18 protein-coding genes are annotated in these 18,474 nt (G+C 65.4%); 7 read left to right on the forward strand and 11 right to left on the reverse strand.

Features of this window, described 5'->3' with window-relative positions; genetic code table 11:
* Positions 1 to 79: 79 nt before the first annotated feature.
* The 3 genes from ACEN9O_RS30300 (at position 80) to ACEN9O_RS30310 (ending at position 1,605) form a co-directional block, all read left to right on the forward strand.
* A complete protein-coding gene (locus ACEN9O_RS30300; protein WP_495615477.1) occupies positions 80 to 712 on the forward strand; it encodes a glycine zipper 2TM domain-containing protein in 633 nt (210 codons plus the stop codon).
* Positions 713 to 849: 137 nt separating this feature from the next.
* Complete coding sequence (locus ACEN9O_RS30305) at positions 850 to 996, forward strand: lmo0937 family membrane protein (RefSeq protein WP_019921959.1); 147 nt, start codon at positions 850 to 852, stop codon at positions 994 to 996.
* A 78-nt stretch (positions 997 to 1,074) separates the two neighbouring features.
* On the forward strand, positions 1,075 to 1,605 hold the full coding sequence (locus ACEN9O_RS30310) for a DUF3617 domain-containing protein (protein ID WP_495615478.1): 531 nt from the start codon (positions 1,075 to 1,077) through the stop codon (positions 1,603 to 1,605).
* Here ACEN9O_RS30310 and ACEN9O_RS30315 read toward each other — a convergent pair whose 3' ends face one another.
* Both ACEN9O_RS30315 and ACEN9O_RS30320 read right to left on the reverse strand, forming a co-directional pair.
* A complete protein-coding gene (locus ACEN9O_RS30315) occupies positions 1,606 to 2,442 on the reverse strand; it encodes a branched-chain amino acid aminotransferase (protein ID WP_495615479.1) in 837 nt (278 codons plus the stop codon). It lies immediately after the preceding gene.
* A gap of 42 nt (positions 2,443 to 2,484) precedes the next feature.
* Positions 2,485 to 3,564 (reverse strand): porin, encoded by a 1,080-nt coding sequence (locus ACEN9O_RS30320; RefSeq protein WP_495615480.1) that lies wholly within the window; start codon positions 3,562 to 3,564, stop codon positions 2,485 to 2,487.
* A 214-nt stretch (positions 3,565 to 3,778) separates the two neighbouring features.
* On the opposite strand from ACEN9O_RS30320, the gene ACEN9O_RS30325 reads away from it, so the two are divergent.
* The 3 genes from ACEN9O_RS30325 (at position 3,779) to ACEN9O_RS30335 (ending at position 7,606) form a co-directional block, all read left to right on the forward strand.
* Positions 3,779 to 5,869, forward strand: coding sequence for a site-specific recombinase (locus ACEN9O_RS30325; protein ID WP_495615481.1), 2,091 nt, complete (start codon positions 3,779 to 3,781; stop codon positions 5,867 to 5,869).
* Positions 5,870 to 5,880: 11 nt separating this feature from the next.
* Positions 5,881 to 7,257, forward strand: a complete 1,377-nt coding sequence (gene cls / locus ACEN9O_RS30330) for a cardiolipin synthase (RefSeq protein ID WP_495615482.1) — start codon at positions 5,881 to 5,883, stop codon at positions 7,255 to 7,257.
* A 199-nt stretch (positions 7,258 to 7,456) separates the two neighbouring features.
* Complete coding sequence (locus ACEN9O_RS30335; RefSeq protein WP_495615483.1) at positions 7,457 to 7,606, forward strand: hypothetical protein; 150 nt, start codon at positions 7,457 to 7,459, stop codon at positions 7,604 to 7,606.
* 87 nt (positions 7,607 to 7,693) lie between these two features.
* On the opposite strand, the gene ACEN9O_RS30340 is transcribed toward ACEN9O_RS30335, so the two are convergent.
* Genes ACEN9O_RS30340 through ACEN9O_RS30350 form a run of 3 tightly spaced genes read right to left on the reverse strand, consistent with a single transcriptional unit; the run spans position 7,694 to position 10,144 of the window.
* Complete coding sequence (locus ACEN9O_RS30340; RefSeq protein WP_495615484.1) at positions 7,694 to 8,512, reverse strand: metallophosphoesterase family protein; 819 nt, start codon at positions 8,510 to 8,512, stop codon at positions 7,694 to 7,696.
* A gap of 1 nt (position 8,513) precedes the next feature.
* Complete coding sequence (locus ACEN9O_RS30345; RefSeq protein WP_495615485.1) at positions 8,514 to 9,497, reverse strand: diacylglycerol/lipid kinase family protein; 984 nt, start codon at positions 9,495 to 9,497, stop codon at positions 8,514 to 8,516.
* On the reverse strand, positions 9,431 to 10,144 hold the full coding sequence (locus ACEN9O_RS30350; RefSeq protein WP_495615486.1) for a phosphatase PAP2 family protein: 714 nt from the start codon (positions 10,142 to 10,144) through the stop codon (positions 9,431 to 9,433). Before ACEN9O_RS30350 ends, ACEN9O_RS30345 begins: the two co-directional genes overlap by 67 nt.
* Positions 10,145 to 10,283: 139 nt before the next feature.
* Here ACEN9O_RS30350 and ACEN9O_RS30355 point away from each other — a divergent pair, with 139 nt between their 5' ends.
* Positions 10,284 to 10,508 carry a hypothetical protein gene (locus ACEN9O_RS30355; RefSeq protein ID WP_495615487.1) on the forward strand — a complete coding sequence of 75 codons (225 nt, stop codon included), beginning with the start codon at positions 10,284 to 10,286 and terminating at the stop codon, positions 10,506 to 10,508.
* 72 nt (positions 10,509 to 10,580) lie between these two features.
* Here the strand turns inward: ACEN9O_RS30355 and ACEN9O_RS30360 are convergent, their stop codons facing one another.
* From ACEN9O_RS30360 to ACEN9O_RS30385, 6 genes are all read right to left on the reverse strand, one after another.
* Positions 10,581 to 11,654 carry an AI-2E family transporter gene (locus ACEN9O_RS30360; RefSeq protein ID WP_495615488.1) on the reverse strand — a complete coding sequence of 358 codons (1,074 nt, stop codon included), beginning with the start codon at positions 11,652 to 11,654 and terminating at the stop codon, positions 10,581 to 10,583.
* 190 nt (positions 11,655 to 11,844) lie between these two features.
* On the reverse strand, positions 11,845 to 12,381 hold the full coding sequence (locus ACEN9O_RS30365) for a hypothetical protein (protein ID WP_495615489.1): 537 nt from the start codon (positions 12,379 to 12,381) through the stop codon (positions 11,845 to 11,847).
* Between the two features lie 84 nt (positions 12,382 to 12,465).
* Positions 12,466 to 13,662: an alanine transaminase gene (gene alaC / locus ACEN9O_RS30370; RefSeq protein ID WP_495615490.1), complete on the reverse strand. Its 1,197-nt coding sequence runs from the start codon at positions 13,660 to 13,662 to the stop codon at positions 12,466 to 12,468.
* A gap of 102 nt (positions 13,663 to 13,764) precedes the next feature.
* A complete protein-coding gene (locus ACEN9O_RS30375; protein ID WP_495615491.1) occupies positions 13,765 to 14,082 on the reverse strand; it encodes a hypothetical protein in 318 nt (105 codons plus the stop codon).
* A gap of 59 nt (positions 14,083 to 14,141) precedes the next feature.
* On the reverse strand, positions 14,142 to 14,996 hold the full coding sequence (locus ACEN9O_RS30380) for an EamA family transporter (protein ID WP_495615492.1): 855 nt from the start codon (positions 14,994 to 14,996) through the stop codon (positions 14,142 to 14,144).
* A gap of 1 nt (position 14,997) precedes the next feature.
* A complete protein-coding gene (locus ACEN9O_RS30385; RefSeq protein WP_495615493.1) occupies positions 14,998 to 18,420 on the reverse strand; it encodes a DUF748 domain-containing protein in 3,423 nt (1,140 codons plus the stop codon).
* Between the last annotated feature and the right edge of the window lie 54 nt (positions 18,421 to 18,474).

Genomic DNA, 18,474 nt, shown 5'->3' on the forward strand with positions numbered 1-18,474 from the left:
GACGCACGGAAGCACAGCAAGTCCTGGGAGAAAATCCTGCCAGCAATCCACTACTCCAACCAATAACAGGACCTACATCATGGACACCCCAACCAGCAAACCATCGCTCCCCCCCATCCTGGTCATCGCCGCCGTCGCGGTGGTGCTGTTCTGCGGCGTCGGCAGCGCCGCCATCATGGGCTGGCTGCCGAGCTCCAGCGCCACCGTGCCGGGCGCCGCGCCGATGCCGGGCCAGCTGTCGTCGGTGCCGCCGGCGGAACCGCCGCAGCCCCCGCAACCGGCCGGCTACGCCAGCAACGCCGCACCGGCCCAGGGACAGAGCCAGGGACACTCTGCGGCCCAGCAGCCCGAGCCGGCCGCGCAACAGGGACCTGCCGTCTGCAGCAGCTGCGGCGTGGTGGAGTCGGTGCGCTCGATCGAACACCGCGGCCATGGTAGCGGCGTCGGCGCGGCCGGCGGCGCCATCCTGGGCGGCCTGCTGGGCAATCAGGTCGGCAGCGGCCACGGCCGTCAACTGGCCACCGTGGCCGGCGCGGTCGGCGGCGCCGTGGCCGGCAACCAGGTCGAGGGCAATATGAAAACCACGCACAGCTGGGAGATCGTGGTGCGCATGGACAATGGCAAGAAGCGCGTGCTGCACCAGACGGCCGAGCCGCAATGGCGCTCGGGCGACCAGGTCAGGATTGTCAACGGCCAGTTGCACTCCGCTTAAGTACGATACCGTACGGAAGGCCGGCATAGCCTTGCAGATAATGGAGTCAAGATTCGAACACGGCAAGCGCGTTGCAGGTTCGAGATCGCAAATCGATGACCACCCTGGACGTCGCATAACAAACTGAGGAGAGAATCATGCTCTATACCATCGCTGTCGTTTTGCTTATCCTGTGGCTGCTTGGCCTGGTCACTTCCTACACCATCGGCGGATTTATCCACGTCCTGCTGGTCGTTGCCATTATCATGGTGCTGCTGCGCCTGATTAGCGGGCGCGGCGTGTAGCGCCACTTCCGCCACCCCAGCCGGTAAGGCGGCGCTCCACCCGACGGTGGCGCGCCGTTTTCCTTTTCAGGAGATCCCATGAAGCGACTGATCATTTCCCTGGCCATATTGGCCGCCGTCCAGGCATCGGCCCAGAGCATCAAGCCGGGCCTGTGGCAGCTGACCAACAAGGTCAAGACCGGCAACGCCCAGGCCGACCAGGCCATGAGCATGGCGCTGCAGCAGCTGGCCAGCATGCCGCCGGAGCAGCGCGCGCAGATGGAGGCCATGCTCAAGCAGAACGGCGCCTCCATGCCCACGGCCGGCAGCGACGGCGGCATGGTCATCACGGCCTGCGTCACGCCCGAGATGGCGGCGAAGAGAGAACTGCCGATGACCCAGAAGGGCAAGTGCAGCTCGAAGAGCGAGCCGATCGCGGGCGGCCTGAACATTTCGTTCAGCTGCACCGACCCGGTCTCCACCGGCAACGGCACGCTGCACTACAACGGCGACAGCGCCTATCTGATGAACATGGCCATCCACACCGAGGCCGGCGGCCAGCCGCAGAACCTGCAGGTGGAATCGACCGGCCGCTGGCTGGGCGCCAGCTGCCCGTCCAGGGCCAACTGATTATTCGCTGTCGCAGAACGCCATGTAGCGCTGGAAGGCCAGCGTGGCGATCGGCCCCACCGGCAGGCTGCGCGCCTCATAGCGTGTGCACGGCGTGACCTTGCCGTAGTTGCCGGTGTTGAAGATCTCGACGGCCGTCTCCAGTTCCTCCGGACGCACCGGGCGTTCCTCGACCGCGATGCCCTCCTTGGCCAGCAAGGCGATCACGCGCGCGCGGGTGATGCCCGACAGGAAGGTGCCGTTGGCCGCCGGCGTCACCACCTTGCCTTCCGGCGTGACCAGGAACAGATTGGCCGATGCGAACTCGGCCACGTTGCCGGCGTTGTCGCACATCACCGCGTTGTCGAAGCCGCGCTGCTGCGCTTCGCGGATGGCCTTGCTGGTGTTGGCGTACAGCGCCGAGGCCTTGGCATCGGTCGGCGCCATCGACGGGTCGGGACGGCGCAGCGCCGTCAGGCAGGCCGAGAAGCCGGTAAACGGCGGCATCGGCGCATCGAACAGGGTCAGCGCGAAGGCGCTCTTGTCCGGCAGCGGCACCAGCAGGCCGTCGGTGCCGAACACCAGCGGCCGCACGTACAGCTCGGCATCGGGCGGGAACTTGGCCACGCCCTCGCGCACCAGCCGCTCCATCTCGTCTACGCTCAACGGACACACCAGGCCGACCCGCTCCGACGACGTGATCACCCGCTGCAGGTGCAGCCGCAGGTCCGGCATGTGGCCGCGTATCGAGCGCGCGCCGTCGAACACGGACGAGCCCAGCCAGACGCTGTGGTCCATCGCGCCAAACAAAGGGGTATTGCCTTCGGACCAGCCGCCGTTGAAGTAAGTCAGATACATGCTTGTTCCTGGTGATCAGTAAAACAAGCAATTTATCACGGATCAGAACGCGTGGCGCAGGCCGATGGTGATGGCGCGGTCGCCGCGGCCGGCGCTGCTGGCGTTGCCGACCGTGTAGCCGGCGCCGTTGCGGTTCTGGATGCGCGCGAACGAGGCGTAGAAGTCGGTGCGCCGCGACAAGGCATAGCTGGCGCCGACCGCGATCTGGTTGGCGTCGCGGTTGGCGCCGCTGCGGTCGTCCTTGTGGATGTAGGATGCCAGCCAGGTGGTGGCGCCCATCGGCACGGCGACGCCGACCAGCACATCGCGGCTGTTGTTGGACGGCGTGCTCTGCGCCACCGCGCCGTAGGGGTTGGACATGTCCCACGGCGAGCTGCCGTCGCCCCGGCTGTGGCCGTATGCGGCATAGCCGATGAAGCGGCCGAAATTGATATTGGCCGCCACCAGCGTATTGCTGGCCGACTGGTCGACCGGCGGCGTGGTGCCGCTGGCGTCCAGCAGGTTGTCCTTGCGCTGGTGGGTGATGCGCAGCGTGGCGGCGCCGTTGGCATAGCCGATGGTGGCGCCGTAAGCGCGGTTGACCTTGCTGTTATACGGCGACTCGCCAAAGCTGTAGATGGCCGCGCCGGTCCAGCCGCCGCGGCTGCGCGGCGACTGGTACTTGATGGTGTTGTCGTAGCGCTTAGTGGTATAGCCGACCAGGTTGGCCGCGCTGCCCGCCATGCCGCCGTGGAAGGGATCGGCGACGTCGGTCAGCGTCTCGTACACCAGGTTGTACTGCCGGCCCAGCGTGACCACGCCCAGCGGCCCGTCCAGCCCGACATACGCCTGGCGGCCGAACAGCTTGCCGTTCTGGTCGGAGGCGCCGGTATCGTTGAGGATGCCCGCCTCCAGCGTGTAGACCGCCGCCACGCCGCCGCCCAGGTCCTCGCGGCCGCGCAGGCCCAGCCGCGAGCCGGACGCCACCCCGCTGTCGAGCCGGGCCCGCGCGCAATCGCCGCTGCAGCCCCGCTGCGCCACCACGCCGGCGTCGAGCACGCCGTACACCTGCGCCGACGACGGCGTTTGCGCCGCCGCCGACAGGGGCCCGATCAAAGCCAGCGCGTACAGGACGGGTTTCATGATGGTGTGCGTATCCCGATGGCAGTAAGCCTCATCGTAGGACAGCAGGCGCAACATCTCTGTGCGCAGGACCACGTTGCCGGCACATTTACAGATCTTGCCGTGCCGCCAGCGGCGTTTCCGGATGGACAGCCAACGTTCGCCAGCGTACATACTTGCCAGACTAATACGCCTATACTGCGTTTTTGTCCCGACGCGGTCCGCCGCCCCACGCATGTTAGAGATCCTCGAACGCATCGATGCAGACAGCAGCGACATCGGCCTGATGGTCGAGCTGTTCAATACCCTGCGTCCCGCGCGCGCCAGCGACGGCGCCCGCGCCACCGCCAATGTGCGCACCCTGTGCCAACTATTGAAAGGCAATCCGGCGCACGCCCAGGCTTTGCGCCACTACGCGTGCAGGCTGCTGGCCAGCCGCCGCCACGCCAGCCTGTACACCGAGATCGGCGTGCTGTCGAACGACGGCTTCTTCACCGAGCTCAAGCGCCGCATCGCCTACCGCGTCCTGCCGCCCGCGCTGGGCGAGGTCTACCTGAGCGACGCGCTCGACCAGGTGGTCTACCAGCGCACCGACCACCTCTGGATCGCCGCCGTGCCGGCCGCCGACTGGCTGGCCCTGCTGGATGTGATCAGCCTGCACGACGACGCCGACACCGGCCCCAACCTGATGCTGCCCGGCCTGCTCGAATCGATACGCACCCTGTCCTACCGCGTCAGCGCCATCGGCCTGGAGCCCAAGCTGACCAATTTCCACACCGAGATCGAGACCTACGAATCGCCGTTCATGGTGCAGAACTACGAGGTCAACGCCTATCTCGACAGCTACCAGCGCATGCTGGCCGGCGACGAGGTCGCGCTGGAGGATGCCCGCCACCTGCTGGTGATGCTGGACCAGTGCGACGCCGTGGTGGCCAAGATCCGCAAGAAAGCGCTGAGCCAGGGCACCAGCATCGCCCTGACCTACCTGCTGGTGACGCTGACGCAAAGCATAGACCGGCTGCGCAAGCTGCTGTTCCTGGTCGACGTCAGCGGCGAGCTGCAGCCGACGCCGTCGGCCGACGTCAAGCTGCTGGCCGCCCCGCACCAGCAGGAGGGCCCGCCCAGCCCGCGCCGCGGCGCCGCCGTCGGCCTGGCGCTGGAGCTGATCGAGGCACACAACAACAAGTACATGGTGCGCGACCTGATGCGCGACAATATCGACCTGCTGGCGCGCAACGTCACCGAGAACGCCAGCCACACCGGCGAGCACTACGTGGCCGACAGCCGCAAGGAACTGGGCGCCATGTTCGTATCCTCGGCCGGCGCCGGCCTGGTGATCGGCTTCATGGCGCTGTTCAAGATCTTGATGTCCTACCTGCGCGCCGCGCCGCTGGTCGAAGCCTTTTTGTTCAGCATGAACTACTCGCTGGGCTTCATGTTCATTCACCTGCTGCACTTCACGGTGGCCACCAAGCAGCCGGCGATGACGGCCTCGCGCATCGCCGCCGGCCTGCACAGCAAGGACGGCCGCAACATCGACATCGACAGCATGGCCGAGCTGTGCAACAAGGTGATCCGCACGCAGAACATGGCGGTGCTGGGCAACCTGGCCACCGCCATCCCGACCGCCTGGCTGATCGCCATGGCCTGGCCGCTGATCACCGGCCACCACCTGGTGTCGCCGGAGAAGGCCATGCGCCTGCTGCGCGACATCGATCCCATCCACGCGCCGACCTTGGTGTACGCCGCCATCGCCGGCGTCTGCCTGTTCGTCGCCGGCCTGATCTCCGGCTACTACGACAACCAGGCGCTGTACACCCGCTGGGCGCAGCGCGTCGCCCAGCTGCGCGGCCTGCGCTGGCTGCTGGGCCAGGAGCGCCTGAACCGCCTGGGCGTGTACATGGAGAACAACCTGGGCGGCCTGATGGGGAACTTCTTCTTCGGCATCCTGCTCGGCGTGATGCCGCTGCTGGGCTTCCTGCTGGGCATACCGCTGGACATCCGCCACGTCACCTTCTCGTCCGCCAACTTTGCGACAGCGATGGTGGGACTGGACTACCATGTCGGCTGGGAACTGGTGCTGACCTCGGTAGCCGGCTTCCTGGCGATCGGCTCGGTCAACCTGCTGGTCAGCTTCGGGCTGGCACTGTGGGTGGCGCTGCGGTCGCGCCAGGTGCGCTTCAAGCATGGCTGGCTGCTGGTCAAGGCGCTGGGCCGCCGCTTCCGCCAGGGGCCGGTGTCGTTCCTGTTCGGCTCTGCGGCGGAAGACACGGCGCAAGCGGCGCCGCCCGATGAACCGCTGTCTGCTGACAAAATGCTCAAATGAAAATCGCGCGCATGCGTTACTGGCTTCCGCTCTGCCTGATGTGCTGGGGCTTGCTGGGCGCCTGCGCGTCGCTGCCCGACGTCAGCGCGATGAGCGGCCAGCTGGAGCCGGCCGCCGTGCCCAGCGTCAAGGGCGTCAACGGCGAGCTGAGCGCCGCACGCAGCAAGGCGCTGCTGGCCAAGCGCTGGCCCAGGGGCGCGCTGGACCTGCAGGCCCAGGCCGCGCTGGAGGAAGCCGCCACCGGCGTGCCCCTGATCGCAGGCAACAAGTGCACCCTGCTGTTCGACGGCCCGCAGACCATGAGCGAGATGCTCAAGGCCATCAACGCGGCGCGCAACAACATCAACCTGGAAACCTATATCTTCGACCAGGACGAGCTGGGCCTGAAGTTCGCCGACGCGCTGATCGACAAGCAGCAGCAAGGCGTGACGGTCAACATCCTGTACGACAGCGTCGGCACCATCGGCGTGCCGGCCCAGTTTTTCGCGCGCATGCGCAAGGCCGGCATCCACCTGATCGAATTCAACCCGGTCAACCCGGCCAAGCTGAGCGGCGAAAGCTGGAAGCTCAACAACCGCGACCACCGCAAGGTGCTGATCGTCGACGGCAAGGTCGCCTTCACCGGCGGCATCAACATCAGCGCGACCTACGCCCGGAGCTCGCTGTTCCGCTCGGCCTCGCGGCCCACCGACAAATCCCAGGTGGGCTGGCGCGACACCCACATCAAGGTCGAGGGACCGGCGGTGCAGGCCTTTCAATGGCTGTTCGTGCGCCAGTGGGCCTCGCAGGACAAGGACGACCTGACCGAGGCGGACTACTTCCCGCGGCCGGTGATCGCCGGCGACAAGGTGGTGCGCGTGCTGGGCAGCGAGCCCGGCGGCAAGTTCGAGATCTACAAGGCCTACAACCTGGCGATCCAGGAAGCAAAGAAGAGCATCCACATCACCTCGGCCTACTTCGTGCCGGACCGGCAGACGGTGGAGGCGCTGATGGCGGCCGCGCGGCGCGGCGTGGACGTCAAGATCGTGCTGCCGGGCGTCTCGGACAGCGGGCTGGTGTTCTATGCCGGCCACGCGTTCTATGACGACCTGCTCGACAGCGGGGTCAAGATCTACCAGTTGAAGCTGGCGGTGCTGCATGCCAAGACCGCCGTCATCGACGGCAGCTGGTCGACGGTGGGCTCGACCAACATCGACACCCGCAGCTTCCTGCACAACAGCGAGCTGAACGTGGTGGTCATGGGCGACGCCTTCGGCGGCGAGATGGAGCGCGCCTTCCAGGAAGACCTGCGCGACTCGGTGCAGATCACGCCGCAAGCCTGGCACCACCGCCCCTGGGCCGACCGCCTGCGCGAATTCGCCGCCCGCTTCATGAACTACTGGCTCTAACCCAAGTCATTCCCGCGCAGGCGGGAATCCATGCCGAGCAGGCGGGGGATGCGACGTATGGATTCCCGCCTGCGCGGGAATGACGGATCAGGCTTCGGCGGTCAGGCTCCAGGCGTCGCCGCTGCGCTGGAAGCACTCGGTGTGCGCCAGCTCGAACGTGCCCGTGCCGTCCACCCAGCTGTAGCGCCGGACCTCCATCATGGGCGACGCTTTTGGGAGCGAGATGGAGCGCGCCTCCCCGGAAGACCTGCGCGACTCGGTGCAGATCACGCCGCAAGCCTGGCACCACCGCCCCTGGACCGACCGCCTGCGCGAATTCGCCGCCCGCTTCATGAACTACTGGCTCTAACCCAAGTCATTCCCGCGCACGCGGGAATCCATGCCGAGCAGGCGGGGGATGCGACGTATGGATTCCCGCCTGCGCGGGAATGACGGATCAGGCTTCGGCGGTCAGGCTCCAGGCGTCGCCGCTGCGCTGGAAGCGCTCGGTGTGCGCCAGCTCGAACGTGCCCGTGCCGTCCACCCAGCTGTAGCGCCGGACCTCCACCTTGTCGTGCTCGACGCAGAGGACGTTGAACGAATTCGATTCGCCCCGCCCGCGCGTGGAGGTGGCCGTGCCGGCCTGCACCATCAAGGCCGCGTAGCCGCTGATCTCGTAGCGCTGCGCCGTGTTGTGCGCGTGGCTGACATGCAGATGCCCCGCCAGCAGCAAATCCACGCCGCACTCGGCAAACGCCCGCATCGCCAGCGGCGCGCGGTCGACCAGGTCGTTCTCGTCGAGCGCCTCCGGCATGTCGAACGGATGATGGGTGACGATGATGCGCGTCAGCCGCGGGTCCACCGCGCCCATGCGCAGGCGGATCTGCTCGATCTGCTCGCGGTTGATGCGGCCGTCCTTGAAGGTCAGCGAGCGCGCGGTATTGATGCCCAGCACGGCGATCTCGTCATCCACATATTCCGGCGTCAAGTCCAGCGTGACGTAGCGGGTGTACTTGCGCAGCGGCGTCAGGAAGCGGCTGGCGACGTTGTACAAGGGGATGTCATGATTGCCCGGCACCACGATCTGCGGTCCCGGCAAGGTGTCCAGGAAGGCCCGCGCCGCCTTGAACTCCCCGGTCCTGGCTCGCTGCGTCAGGTCGCCGGAGACCACCACCACGTCCGGCGCCAGGCTGGCGACCAGCGCCTGCAGCGGCCGCAACAGATTCTGGTCGACGCGGCCAAAATGCAGATCGGACAAATGGACGATGGTGCGCATGCTAACCCTCCTGAACCGGTACGATGACGCTCAACGCCGCCGCCCGCGAGCGGTAGCACAGCGGCGGTTTCATCAACGACACCTCGCCGTCGGTGGCGACCCGCATATGATGGTGCCGTGTCTCGATCATCAGCTCCGGCGCCGACAGCACGTCGAAATCGCGCGCCTCGCCCAGCTTGCCGAGCACGGCGTGCAATCCATAGCGCAGCAGTCCCAGCCGGGTCGGCTTCTGCGCCACGTACAGGCACAGTTGGCCACCGTCGAGCCGCTCGCGCGTACCCAGCGTCAGGCCCTGCAGGTATTCATTATTGCCGATGAAGACGAAGGGCGTGCGGCGCAGATGCTCTTCGCCATTGATCTTGAGCCGCACGCTCATGAACGGAAAACGCCGCAGCGCCGCGAACAAGGCGCGCCCGAACGCCGGCCACTTGCTGCGGCCCAGATGGCGCTGCTGCTGCTCGCGGTCGCGCACGATATCGGGATAGATGCCCAGGCCGGAATTGTTGAGGAAGATGCGGCCATTCACCTCGCCCACGTCCACCTGGCACACCCTGCCCCGCACCACATTGGCCACGGCCGCATCGAGGTCCAGCGGTATCTTCAAGTCCTTGGCGAAATGGTTCAGTGTGCCCAGCGGCAGCACGCCCAGCCGCGTCATCGTGCCGGCCAGCACCGAGGCCACCGCGTTGAGGGTGCCGTCGCCGCCGCCGGCCACCACCACGGGCGCGCCGTCGGCCACGGCCTGCGCGGCGCGCGCCACCATCTCCTCGCCGCTCCTGGCCAGCGTGATGTCCGCCTCAAGGCCGTGGCTGCGGAATTTTTCCGCCAGCGCGGCGGTCCAGCCGCCGCAATAGCCCAGACCCGCGCCGGCATTGACGATGACGATGATGCTGTCCAGCTCGTTCTCCCGGAAATAGTTTATACCGTTCTGGCCTCGCGGCGCCGGCGCAGCGTCGAGATCGCCGTGATGCAGACCGCCAGCCACGCCACGCTCTCGGCCATGGCCGCCAGCACGTCGCTCAGATAGTGCGCGCCCAGATAGACGCGGCTCAACGCCACCAACAATACCATCAAGGCGCAGCCTGTCACCGTTCCCAAGCGCACATGCCACTGCGGACGGGCAATCACCAGGTAGCTGGCCAGCAGGCCGTAGAACAAGGTCGCGGCCGAGGTGTGGCCGCTGGGGAAGCTGTAGGTCATCAAGGTCACCAGCGGTTCATCGAATGCCGGCCGGACGCGCTGGAAGTGGTACTTCAGCGCCACGTTCAGCAGCGCGCCGCTGGGCACGGCCACCAGCAAGGCCAGCAGCCAGTAGCGCGCCTGCACGCGCCAGAAATACCAGCCCAGCGCCGCCACCAGCACCGCGATACCGTAGCCGGTGTGCGTCAGCGACACGCCCAGCATGAAACTGGTCAGCGGCTCGAAGGCATGGGCGTGGAACCAGTGCGCCACCCGCACGTCCAGCACGGTGATCGCTTCCTGGCCCATCACATCCTCGGCCAGTTCGCTGAACACCGAGGCGGCGGCCACTACCAGCGCCAGCCCGGCGCTCAGGTGCAGGCCGAATTCGCCGCCCGGCGACAGTCTTGCCTCAATGAAACGGATGAATTTGTTGAAAATTTGGTGCTCCAAGGCGCGCTGCCGTGCAAGTTGGTGGAAAAACCACGAAAAAGCGAATTTACTGTTTATTTACACAGTACCTGTTTATTCATACAGTAGTTATGCTATTCTGAACTCCTCGTTAAACACTACTCCCCACAAAGGAAATGTCATGACCACATTGCACAGCAGCTTTAGTTCCCGCTTCGGCATGGAATATATGCCTACTTCGTTCCTGGTACGCATGGGCAAACGCGAGTTGCTGGTGTGCCGTGACTTCCGCAAGCGCTACTACGCAGTGAACCCGATCATGGAGTGCGACACCGGCGTGCAGGCTGGTCATCTGGAAGTGCTGATGTTCCGCCGCTGGCTGCTGATCCTGTCGAAGGCGCACTAATGGTTGCCGGTGCCAGTTGCCCGATCCAGTCGCAAGACAGGCCGACCGATGCCGCAGCCTCGCTTGCGCTCCTCACCTGGGTTTGGCAACTGGCGAGCCGTCATCAAACAGATTCGCCTCGTACCAAAGCGTCACAAACAGAACCATCACCACAGGACCGATAAACAGTCCAACCAGGCCCAGGGTCTCGACCCCGCCCAGGATACCGAACAGTACGGCCAGGAACGGCAAGCGCGTGGCGTTGCCGATCATGCCGGGCCGTACAAAGTGATCCGCCACGAACAGCACGATGGTGCCCCACACCGCCACCGCGATGGCGCCCGGTACGGCGCCATTGAACACCAGCACCGCCGCCGCGCTGACGAAAGCGACCGGCGCACCGAACGGTATGATCGCCAGGATGCCCGTCACCGCCGCCCACAGAGCGGGGGACGGCAGGCCTGCGAATGCGTAGCCGATGCCGATCAACACACCTTCCGCCAGGCCCACCAGCACCAGGCCGTTGACGGTGGCGCGTATCGCCGTCGGGATTTTTTCCGCGTAGCGCGCCCAGCGCTGCTCGCTGAAGCAATGGCTGCCGATGGCGGTGATCTGGCGGTTCAGTGCCTCGCCGTCCTTGTAGAAGAAGAACAGGCACAAAAAGGCCAGGCCGAAATCGACCAGCCGGTGCATGAAGCCGACGCCGGCCACCTTGATCATGTCGCTGGCGGAATGCAGGCCGTTGATCTCACGCTCGGACAGCAGGTGCGACAGGCCGTGCGGCTGGCTCAGCGTGGCCTGCCACCAGTCGCTGATCCATCCTCCGACCATCGGCAGGTGCTGGACAAAGGCCGGCACCGGGATGCCGTCGGTATTCGCGGTGACGATGTAGTTGGCCAGCTCCGGCGCCTGCCTGGCCGCCTGCGTCACGCCCAGCGACACCGGCACAATGAAGACGGCAACGCAGATCAGCGTCAGCGCGGCGGCGGCCAGCACGTCGTGGCGGCCGAAGCGCGCCCGTATGCGCTGGTACAGCGGCCATGTCGCCACACACAGAATGCCGGCCCAGATCAGCGGCAGGAAAAAGCGATGCATGACAAATGCCGCCAGTGCGATCAAGGTCAGGGTAAAGCCGGCGCTGAGGATGTCGCGCTGGGTTTCGGTCATCGGAGTATCTCCTGGTAAATATTGGAGCTATGGTAAGCGCATTTTGCGCCTCCGTAGACGCTTGCTTGTATTTTTAATTATTCCCTAAGCTTTTTGCATAGTCCGCGCGCAGGAAGTCCCGCCGGTGCAATTTGTCCGGGCGTCACGCCAGATGGAGACGCAGCCTCAGCTGCTGAATGAGGTGGTGCTGTTAAACGGCCGGCGCCTTGCCGCCGCCAGCTTGCTCCTGCAGCTGGCGGGCGCGCAGCAAGGCCAGCGCCGCGTTGTCGTGCTCGGCCAGCGCGGCCTGCATGGTGCCTGCCGCCACGCACGAGTTCTCCAGAATCTGCAGGAACAGCGCCTGCCGCTTGCGCAACCTCGGCGACTGGTAGCCCAGCTGCTCGAACATGCGGCCGACGTCGATGCAGTAGCTGCGCAGCTCCCACATGGTGTTCTTGGTGATCTCGATATCGTTGCGCATGCTGAGGTCGACGTCGATCAGCTCCATCTGCGTCGCCCCGCCGCCCGAGTAGGCACGGATCGCCGGCAGCCACTGTTCGAACTTGCCGGCGATGCGCTGGATGCGGACGATCTTCTGGTCCAGCGTGCGGCAATAGTGCCAGCACAGCCAGCACACCGGCAGCCGCGCCAGCATGCGCGGCAGGCCAGCCGATTGCAAGGTGAGTTCGAGTTTCCTGACGGCGTCGAGCAACCGACGCGTGCTGTCGCTGACGGACGGGAAAGGCATGGCGGATGCTCCTGTAGGAATTCAGGAACACAGTAGCCGCCGCGTCAAACCTCCCGTTTGACGCGGCGTAAAGTCGACGCAGATTTATTCGGCCTTGCGGAACATGGCCTTGATGCCGCGGAGTCCCTGGCGGATGCGGGCCTCGTTTTCGATCAGCGCGAAGCGCACGTACTCGTCGCCGTAATCGCCGAAGCCGATGCCGGGCGACACGCACACCTTGGCCTCGGCCAGCAGCAGCTTGGAGAATTCCAGCGAGCCCAGGTGGCGATACTGTTCCGGGATGCGCGCCCAGATGTACATCGACGCCTTCGGCTTGTCCACCGGCCAGCCGGCCTCGCACAAGCCCTTGTGCAGCACGTCGCGGCGGCTCTGGTACATCGCGCAGATTTCACTGACGCAGCTTTGGTCGCCTTCCAGCGCGGCGATCGCCGCCACCTGCACCGGCGTGAAGCTGCCGTAGTCGTGGTAGCTCTTGATGCGCGCCAGCGCCGCCACCAGTTCCTTGTTGCCGACCATGAAGCCGATGCGCCAGCCCGCCATGTTGTAGCTCTTGGACATGGTGAAGAATTCCACCGCCACCTCGCGCGCGCCCGGCACCTGCATGATGGACGGCGCTTTCCAGCCGTCGAAGGTGATGTCGGCGTAGGCCAGGTCGTGCACCACCAGGATGTTGTGCTGTTTGGCCAGCGCCACCACGCGTTCGAAGAACTCCAGCTCCACGCATTGCGCGGTCGGGTTGGATGGGAAGCCGAGTATCATCATCTTCGGTTTCGGATAGCTCTCGCGCACTGCGCGCTCCAGCTCGTCGAAGAAATCGACGCCGGGCGTCATGCGCACCGAACGGATATTCGCGCCGGCGATCACCGCGCCCCAGATGTGGATCGGGTAGCTGGGATTGGGCACCAGCACGGTGTCGCCCTGGTCCAGCGTCGCCAGCATCAGGTGCGCCAGGCCTTCCTTGGAGCCGATGGTCACGATGGCTTCCGAGTCGGGATCGAACTCGACGTCGTAGCGGTTCTTGTACCACTTGGTGATCGCGCGCCGCAGCCGCGGTATGCCCTTGGAGGCCGAATAGCCATGCGTGTCGGGACGTTGAACGGTGTCGACCAGTTTTTCGACGATGTGCGACGGCGTGGCGCCATCGGGATTCCCCATCGACATGTCGATGATGTCTTCGCCGCGACGGCGCGCCGCGAGCTTGAGCTCGGCGGTGACATTGAAAACGTAGGGAGGCAGGCGATCGATGCGCGAAAAGCTGCGCGGAGTTTGGGTGTCAGTCATGGATGTCTCACGTAAGCGCCCGGAACCGTCCGAGCGACGTCGATGCAATGTTGCATCGGCATCCATACTAGCCGAAGGATTCAGCTTTTTGCAAGACCCTTTTTATGCATTGGCCTGTTTTTCCTGATCGCTGAACCACTCGAACAGAATCAGGCCGACGATGGACGCCACCGGAAACAGGCACACGCTGATCACCACCCACAGCACCGGCGAGCGGCCCAGGCGCTTGGCCGACATGCCGATGAACACCAGGTGCACGATGAAGCTGACCGCGATGCCGATGCCGGCCAATATCATCAGCGGCACCGATTTCAAGGTGTGCTGGTTCAACGGCGGCAGGAAGGCGGCCACGCACAGCACCCACGCGATCAGCGAGACAGTGGCGGCGGCGATCGGTTGTTGTGCGCGGGCGATTTGCATAGGTGGCTCCTGAGATAAGCGGCTATGCTGCCACGAACTAGTCACAAATGCAACACGGTTCAGCGCAGCGAAGTCAGTGCCGAAGCCAGCACAATGCTGGCGATGGCCAGCCATTGCGTCAGCGTCAGATTCTCGCCCAGCACCACCATGCCGGCCAGCGCGCTGAGCGCCGGCGCGCCGCTGCTGAACATGCTGAAGGTGCGCGATGACAGCGTGCGCATCGACAGCATCTCCAACGTGTACGGCAAGGCGCTCGACATCACCGCGATCGACAGGCCGATCAGCAGATACGTCGGCGTCAGCAGTACCGGGCCCGTGTACCACGCGCCTATCGGCACAATAAACAGCGAGGCCGCCAGCATGGCCCACGCCACCGACTGCCCGCCATGCATCACCGACACCCGCTTGCCGAACACGATGTACAAGGCCCAGCACACCGCCGCGCCGGCCGCGTACATCACGCCCACCGGATCGAGCTGGTCGACCCGGCCGTGGATGGGCAGCAGAAAATACAAGCCCAGCACCGCCAGGCACACTGCGGCGAAATCACGCGGCCGGCGCGACGACAGCACCGCCACCGTCAGCGGCCCGGCCACTTCAATCGCCACCGCGATCCCCAACGGAATATGGTCGAAGGCGCGGTAGATCAGCAGGTTCATCAGGCCGATCACGCTGCCGTAGATTGCCACGTTGACGCCTTGCGCCCACGTCAGCGGCGTGCGCCACGGACGGAAGATCAGCAGCATCAGCACCGCCGCGAGGCCGACCCGGTAAGCCGTCACGCCTTCGACGCCAACCAGCGGGAACAGATGCTTGGCGATCGCCGCGCCGAAATTCAACGACAGCTGGCTGGTCAGCAGCGCAAACCCGGCCAGCACCGCGCTGCCGCCAGCGTGTTTTTTTTCGTCGCTCATCTTATTTGACCGACAGGCCAAGTTTCAAGGCGATCGGCTTGCCTGCGCTGGCGTCCACTGGCTCCGGCGCGCCGGTGCGCGCGGCGGCGGGGTCGACGCCCTCTCCCTTCAACGCGGCCATGATCGCGGCGGAACGCCTGGCGCCCAGCTGCGTCAAGGCGTCGGCCGGCAGCGGCTGCTTCTGCTCCAGGCGCTCCTGCAACTTGGCGTAGAAGGCTGTGGCGTCCGCCACTTGCGGTTCGCCCTGCACCAGCTTGCCCAAACGCTGCAGCATGGGCAGCTTCCCTGGCGCCGGGCCGGCTGCCGCGGCGCCTGCGGCATTGGCACCGGCGGCCGGGGCGGCGGCTTCCGCAGCCTTCTTCTGCTGGTCCAGTTCGGCAGCGCCGAAGCGCTCGGCATACAGGTCGCGCATGGCGCCGCGCACTTTGCGCTGGCCCATATCGAGCGGCCCCGGCTGCTCGCCGGCCGCCAGCTTGATGTCGGCGCGCGCCAGCACTACACGGCGCAAGGCCTGCGCGCGCAAGGCCGCGCCGTCCACCTGCTCGCTGTACTGGCCCGGCACGGACAGCTTCAGCTGCACCTTCTTCGCCAGGATCTGCGCCACCTGCTTGAGTTTCTCCCGCTCCGGCGGCAACACCGTGTCGCTGCCCGCGTCGAAGTCGATGGACTCCAGCTTGTCGCCGCTGACGCCGAACAGATTGCCCAGCGCGCGGAACGGCGAGGTCACGATCTTGCTCATGATGTTGCCGATCGCCTTCCACACCACCGAGCCATAGCTGAACTGCGGATCGTTCATATTGCCGGAGACCGGCACGCCAAGGTCGATGCGGCCGTCGCTGTCCTTCAGGATGGCCAGGGCCAGTTCCAGCGGCAGCTTGAGCGCGTCCGGGCTGTCGATGCGCTCGCCCAGGGTCAGGTTGTCGAGCACGATGTGGTTGTTGCCTTCCAGCTGGCCCTTGGCGACCTTGTATTCCAGGTCCAGCGAGATCTTGCCCTGGGCGATCTTGTAGCCGGCGAACTTCATGCTGTACGGCGAGGCCGACACCATGTCCACGTTCTTGAACACGACGTTGACGTCGGTATTGTCGGCCGGGACGAAGGGATTGAGCTTGCCACGGATGCGCGCCAGGCCGTAGTCGTCGACACGGCCGTCCAGCTCGATCTGGCTGCTGGCGTCGCGCCTGGAGGACAGGCCGGTGATCACGCCGCCCAGCTCATAAATCTTGGCAGAGAATTGCGGCCGCAAGCTCAGGTCGGTGAAGGCCAGCCTGGCGTTCTCGAACCGCACGCGGCGCACCTTGACCGGGAATGGCTCGGCGGCGGTCGCCGGCGCGGCGGCTGGCTTGGCGACCGTGGACGACGCAGGCTGTGCCACCAGCAGACGCTGGGCGTTGAAGCTGCGGTCGTTCTCGATGATGAGGGTGGCGTCCGGTTCGATGACGCGCAGCTCGGCGATATCCAGTAAATCCGGCGACAGGCCGAAGGCCAGCTTGTCGGCGCGTACCGACTTCCAGTGGGCGAAGCGGTCGTTATCCTCTTCGTTGAGCGCGAGTTCAGCCACCTCCAGCGAGCCATCGTAGCGCAGGCCGGGATCGGCCTTGCCGCCGGCACCGGTGTGCAAGCGCCCCTGGCCGGAGATGCTGCCGGCCGCGACCTTCAGCTTGACGTACTTGGACAGCAAAGGTTGCACCGGCGCGATCGCCAGCTTGGTCAACTTGAGATCGGTATCGACGGCGCCGGTGGCGGGCACGACCTTGCCTTTGGCGGTCAGCTGGCCGCCCTCGCGCAGGCCGACCGCACCATCGAAGGCCAGCGGCTTCTTCAGGTCGGTGCCGACGTCGGCCAGCTTGAGGTTGAAGTCCTGCAGATGGGCTTTGATGCCGCTGCTCGCATCATCATAGCGGGCGCCGAATTTATTGAACTCGACGGTCTTGATGTTGGCCGTCCAAGGCGCCGGCGCAGGGGCATTCTTCGCAGCCGGCTGCGCGCCATTGCCCGGTTTAGGGAAAGCGTTCAGGAACAGGAACTTGCCTTTGCCGTCGCGCGACAGGTCCAGCTGGCCGCCGTCGAAGTACAGGCGGCCAACGCTGGCGCGGTGCGCGGCCAGGTCGATCTCGCCGCCGTCAAAGCCCAGCTGCGCCAGCTTGAGCGGCGTCATCGTGCCGCTTTTCAGCGCCAGATTGTCCACCGAGAAGGCGGCGTCGGCGATGTTCAGCTTGAGGCCGTCGGTGGCGGGTTCAGCTAGCAGTTGCAGATGCAGCTTGAGTTTGTCCGCGTTGAACTTCAGCGCCGGACTGACGGTTTCGTCCACCGCCGCCACGGCGATATCGTCGAATGCGAGTTGCTTGAGCTGGATTTTCCAGTTGCCCGCCGGCGCAGCCTTGACCGCTGCAGGCGTCACAGCCTTCGCAGGCGCCGGCGCAGCAGGCACCATCAAGCTCGCCACATCGAGCTCGCCCTTGGCGTCGCGACGCACCGCCAGCGCACCGCCGTTGACATGCAAGCCACCCACCGTCACGGTGCGCTTGAGCAGATCGACGCCAACATCGCTGACATCGAACAGCTTCAACTTGACGAAAGCCTCGGCCGCGCCATCGCGCTTGACCACCAGGTCATTCAGCGCCAGACCGGCCCCGGCCACGTTGGCATCCAGCTGCCCATCCTTGTAAGCGAATTTGTACGGCAGCTTGGCCGACAAACGGCCATCCACCACCGCCACCCGCGCGAACGACTTCAGATACGTCGACACGCCCGGCAAGGCCACATTCTCCAGCGTCAGCACGCCGCTGCCGCCGATTGGATTGAGCGCGTTCGTACCCTTCCAGCGCAGCTTGCCGCCCAGGCCCGCATCCGCGCTCAGCGCGTAGTCGCCGTTCTCGTCCGGCAGCGTGCTCAGGTTGTTCAGCGTGAACGCGATAGGCGCATAAGTATCGTTGTAGCCGGCGTGACGGTCACGCATATCGACCTTGCCCTGCTCCAGCGCGAAATGCTCGACGACCAGGCGCGGCATGCCGCTGTCGCTGTCATCGTGCTTGCGTTTGTTGAGCGTCGCCACGAACTCGGCGATATTGAACTTGCCGTCCGGCGCAATGGCCAGCTGCACCGTCGGCGCCACGATGCGGATATCGGCGAAGCTCCAGGCGCGGCGCAGCAGCGAGCGCCACTGCATCTCCACCTCCAGCCCGCCGACGCCGAACAAGGGCGCGCCATCTGCTTCGGTCAGCTGGAACTGCTGCACCACCAGCCGCAGCGTGAAGGGATTGAAACTGACTTCGCCGATACTGGCCTTGCGTTCCAGCTCGGTCTCGACAAACTTTGGAAGCTGGCTCTTGATCACTTGCGGCAACAACCAGCCGCCCGCCAACGCATACACACCCACCGCGCCAGCCACGCCCACGCCCCATCGCTTCCATCGTTTGTTCAATGCCTGCAAACTATTCCCCTGAAAATTTCCCTCACAGGCAACAGTATAGCAAGC

Source organism: Duganella sp. Dugasp78, from assembly GCF_059491455.1.

Coding starts and splice junctions, on each gene's coding strand:
- cls (WP_495615482.1), top strand. CDS start 5,881: ATGCGTTACTGGCTTCCGCTCTGCCTGATGTGCTGGGGCTTGCTGGGC.
- ACEN9O_RS30320 (WP_495615480.1), bottom strand. CDS start 3,564: ATGAAACCCGTCCTGTACGCGCTGGCTTTGATCGGGCCCCTGTCGGCG.
- ACEN9O_RS30355 (WP_495615487.1), top strand. CDS start 10,284: ATGACCACATTGCACAGCAGCTTTAGTTCCCGCTTCGGCATGGAATAT.
- alaC (WP_495615490.1), bottom strand. CDS start 13,662: ATGACTGACACCCAAACTCCGCGCAGCTTTTCGCGCATCGATCGCCTG.
- ACEN9O_RS30325 (WP_495615481.1), top strand. CDS start 3,779: ATGTTAGAGATCCTCGAACGCATCGATGCAGACAGCAGCGACATCGGC.
- ACEN9O_RS30340 (WP_495615484.1), bottom strand. CDS start 8,512: ATGCGCACCATCGTCCATTTGTCCGATCTGCATTTTGGCCGCGTCGAC.
- ACEN9O_RS30305 (WP_019921959.1), top strand. CDS start 850: ATGCTCTATACCATCGCTGTCGTTTTGCTTATCCTGTGGCTGCTTGGC.
- ACEN9O_RS30310 (WP_495615478.1), top strand. CDS start 1,075: ATGAAGCGACTGATCATTTCCCTGGCCATATTGGCCGCCGTCCAGGCA.
- ACEN9O_RS30315 (WP_495615479.1), bottom strand. CDS start 2,442: ATGTATCTGACTTACTTCAACGGCGGCTGGTCCGAAGGCAATACCCCT.
- ACEN9O_RS30365 (WP_495615489.1), bottom strand. CDS start 12,381: ATGCCTTTCCCGTCCGTCAGCGACAGCACGCGTCGGTTGCTCGACGCC.
- ACEN9O_RS30300 (WP_495615477.1), top strand. CDS start 80: ATGGACACCCCAACCAGCAAACCATCGCTCCCCCCCATCCTGGTCATC.
- ACEN9O_RS30360 (WP_495615488.1), bottom strand. CDS start 11,654: ATGACCGAAACCCAGCGCGACATCCTCAGCGCCGGCTTTACCCTGACC.
- ACEN9O_RS30375 (WP_495615491.1), bottom strand. CDS start 14,082: ATGCAAATCGCCCGCGCACAACAACCGATCGCCGCCGCCACTGTCTCG.
- ACEN9O_RS30335 (WP_495615483.1), top strand. CDS start 7,457: ATGGGCGACGCTTTTGGGAGCGAGATGGAGCGCGCCTCCCCGGAAGAC.
- ACEN9O_RS30380 (WP_495615492.1), bottom strand. CDS start 14,996: ATGAGCGACGAAAAAAAACACGCTGGCGGCAGCGCGGTGCTGGCCGGG.